This window comes from Variovorax sp. P2_H12 (assembly GCF_056403395.1).
This window is the reverse complement of the sequence record NZ_JBFUFO010000089.1, coordinates 1-3,477: the sequence shown is the minus strand read 5'-3', so window position 1 is coordinate 3,477 and position 3,477 is coordinate 1. Positions and strand designations below refer to the sequence as shown.

General features: G+C 65.5%; 1 pseudogene. It reads right to left on the bottom strand.

Features of this window, described 5'->3' with window-relative positions:
* Positions 1-288: 288 nt before the first annotated feature.
* Positions 289-3,229, bottom strand: a pseudogene (locus AC1DYK_RS35190) (Tn3 family transposase).
* Positions 3,230-3,477 lie beyond the last annotated feature (248 nt).

Below are 3,477 nucleotides of genomic sequence, written 5' to 3'. Positions count from 1 at the left end.
GATCAATGCCGACGTACAAAATAGTCATGGGGTTCCCCTTTTCGAATGAGTAGATGGGAGTTCGCACCCCCATCGTGGCACTCAGTTGCCGGCGACCGCAACACGCAGCGGTCTAATCGGGAGGGGGAGCCCCTTTCATTCGGTTGCCCCGAGAAACCTCAATCGCGACAACCCCTTATGAAAGCACCCAATGCCCGCTCTTTGTGCTTTCCGTGCGGATTGATACGCCACCGTCTGAATGCCGGGGAAAACGCCGCGGCGGCTCGGCAAACGGCTCACGGTCGTTGGTCACTGCAGCGTTTTGATACGCGCCCGGCCAGGGCGCGGATGTACCAGCACATCGGCGTAGGGGCCGAGGGCGAAGCTGAACGTGCCTCGGAAATTGATGTGCCCGAAGTGGGCTGGCCCAATGCGGCGCAGCCAGTCGTCCTCCATGGCCACGCCATCCTTTCGCAGCTTGTCGACGACGTCGTTCATGCGACTCGTGTTCCAGGCCAGCACGATGTTCGTCAGCAGCGCGTGCGAGCCGGAGATCGCCATCATCTCGTCGCGCCTACGGCCACGCTCGGGCGCAACCTTGCCGGTGTAGATCGCCCGCTGCAACTGGTGGACCGACTCGCCCCGGCGTGTGGATCTCCCGACGAAACTCGTCGATGGCCAAGTAGTCGCACAGGAAGAGGGTGCGCAGCAGTCGTCCCAGATGCTCGGCCGCGCGGTGCAAGGGATCACCGATCGCTGCCGAACCGAGGCGCTGGATCGCCTGTGCCGCCGACACCTTGCCGGCACGAATCGAGGCGACCAGTCGCAGCAGATCGTCCCAGCCGCGCTCGATCGCGGTCAGCGATACCTGGCGAACGGTTACTGCCTCGAGCTCCTGTGGAACCGCCCAGCCGCGAGGCATGAACAGCTTGCGCTCGCTCAGATTGCGCAGTCGCGCGCACAAGTCGAACCCCAGGAGTTTTGCAATGGCCATCGCGACGCTCGTGAAACCGTGTGTGTCGACAGCGATCAGGGAGATCCGGATGCGGTCGTCGGTTCGGTTCTGCGCTTCGACACCCTCGACAGCGACGCCGGCCTGTCGCTCGTTGAGCACGATGGGCTGGTCATAGAAGATGCCCCAGCGGTCGCGCACGTGGGTGTAGATGCCGGCGGCGTAGGTGCGACGGCGCGGATCGACCCGTGATGTCCACAGGTGCCGGCTTGCATCCAGCGCCATCATGTCGGCAGAACCTTTGTCGCCGTCGCCCCAGTGCGCGGCGATGGGCACGCGGCTCTGGAACTGCGTAACGCAATCGTTGGCTCGGCGCAGGCGGCCGGGCTGCTCCAGGGCGCGCATCGCGACCGCGATCTGCGCCACGTCGATCCCGGGAATCATGGTGCTGACGCCCTTGGCGTCGTTGTCGGTGCCGTGGGCCAGGAGTGCGCCGTACAAGGCCAACAGTTCGTCGGCGGAGTCGGCACTGCGGGCGAGCAACGCCTCGCTGAAATGGGTGGCCGCATCGACCTCCATCATGATGTCGGGCAGCTGCACGTCGCCGATGCGCTGGAACACGGCCTCCCGGGTCTTGCGCGGCTCGATGTCATCGGGCAGAGCGCTCAGCGGCGGAATGTGCAGCAGGCGGTCGGTGCCGATTTCGACGCGTCCGCGCTGGACCGCTTCGGCCAATGCGGAAAGGCCGGCGGAGACGGCTGCCAACACCGGCCCGATGAACTCCCTGGGATCCGAGGGGTGCCCCAGGATCTGCAGGTGCTGATCGCGTTTGGCCGTCCATTCGTCGTCGCTGATCAGCAGGGCCTTGCGGTCCCGGAAGACCATCGAATGATCGACCCAGACGCTGCCGCGCCGCAGGCTGCGGCGCAACGACATCAGGGCGCAGGCCTCAAAGGCGCGATACCCGGACTTCGGATCCAGATCGTGTACGAGAGGGCTCCAAGCGGCGCCAACTGGTGGGGTCGGCACCGCGTCTCCGAACGCGTCGGAAGCGCCTTCGCTTGCCTCCTGAAGCCTGGACCAGGCTTGCCATTGCGCGAAGCCCCGGTCTTCCGGCTTGCCCGCGAAATCAAGGGCGCGCAAGCCGGCGAGGCAGGCATGGACGCGCCGGCTGTCCTCGGCGAGTGCCCGACGCACCTGCGCCGCAAAGCTGCCCACCGTCGCGTCGCCGATGTCTGCGAGCGCCGCGCGGGCCTCGAGCACGCGCTCGCGCCAGTCCCTGGCGTCGTCCGCCAGAATGGCTTTGGCCTTCACGGCGCTCCGCACCAACGACGCGTTGTGGCTGGACCGCCTGGCCTGCACGCGCTCCGCTGCTTCCCGAAACAGTTGCTGGCTTCGGCGGTTGGCCTGCAGCAGGGTGGTGTCGGTGAGTTCGAGCAGCGTCACCCGCAGGAAGCAGACGATCTCTAAGTCCTGCCGATTCCGCTCGATGCGCAGGGTCATCGACGGGCGCCGCAGTTGGACATGGGCGGCATAGGCCTGCTGCTTCGCCAAGGCGATGGCATCGAGCGCCCACTGGTGAACTTCGAGTTCCTTCAGACTGCGGATCTTGGCCAAGGTTTCGGCCAGGGTGCTGGGTGCATGCCGACCAGGAGGGGTCTTGAGCCACTCCAAGTTCGTCATTTCCTCGCCCTCACGGGCCGTGTACGCCCACTCCCGGCACCGCCGAATGGCAGCCGCTCCGACTGCGGTCCAGATTGCGGCCAACATCCTGGATTCGGCGACGGCAAAAGCGTCGCGGGCCCAGTCGGCGAGCCTGCGGAAACCAGGAATTAGGATGCGGCGTTCGTACAGCCAGGTACGCGCCGTACCGATGAGGTCGTCCAGGTGGGCCGCCTGGTCGGACGCGACTGCGAGTAGCTCTTGCAGTTCGACGGTCTTCGTGTCGTCGAGATCCTGCAGGCCCAGGTAGTCCTTGGCCCAACGCTGATGCTCGTAGAGGGTAGGGCGACGCTGATAGAGCGACCGCAGGCTGGCGATGGTCAGCTTCGGCGCGCCCAGGGCGTCGCTGACGGTACGCAGGAGGTTCCTCGGAACGACGGCGACGCGGTCCAGGGGTCGGCCGCTGGTACGCAGGTGCAGAAGCAATATCGCCGCCGGCACGCGCCGGTCGGCGCGAAACCGTTCGCACAGCGCCGAGACGTCCGCCTTGGTGAGCGTGAAGTACTGTTCGACGTCGAACTCGGACAGCCTGGCAGGCAGGCTGTCCGCTCCGACGTAGCGATGTGCGAAGGTCATGGCGCAGTCCGAGCCTGTCCGGGAAGGAGCGTCAATTTACGCCAACTACAGGTGCTACGAATCGCCACACGTCAAGCGCTCGGAGATGGGCCGGCGCGCAACCGAATGAAAGGGGCTCCCCCTCCCGATTAGACCGCTGCGTGTTGCGGTCGCCGGCAACTGAGTGCCACGATGGGGGTGCGAACTCCCATCTACTCATTCGAAAAGGGGAACCCCATGACTATTTTGTACGTCGGCATTGATCTCTC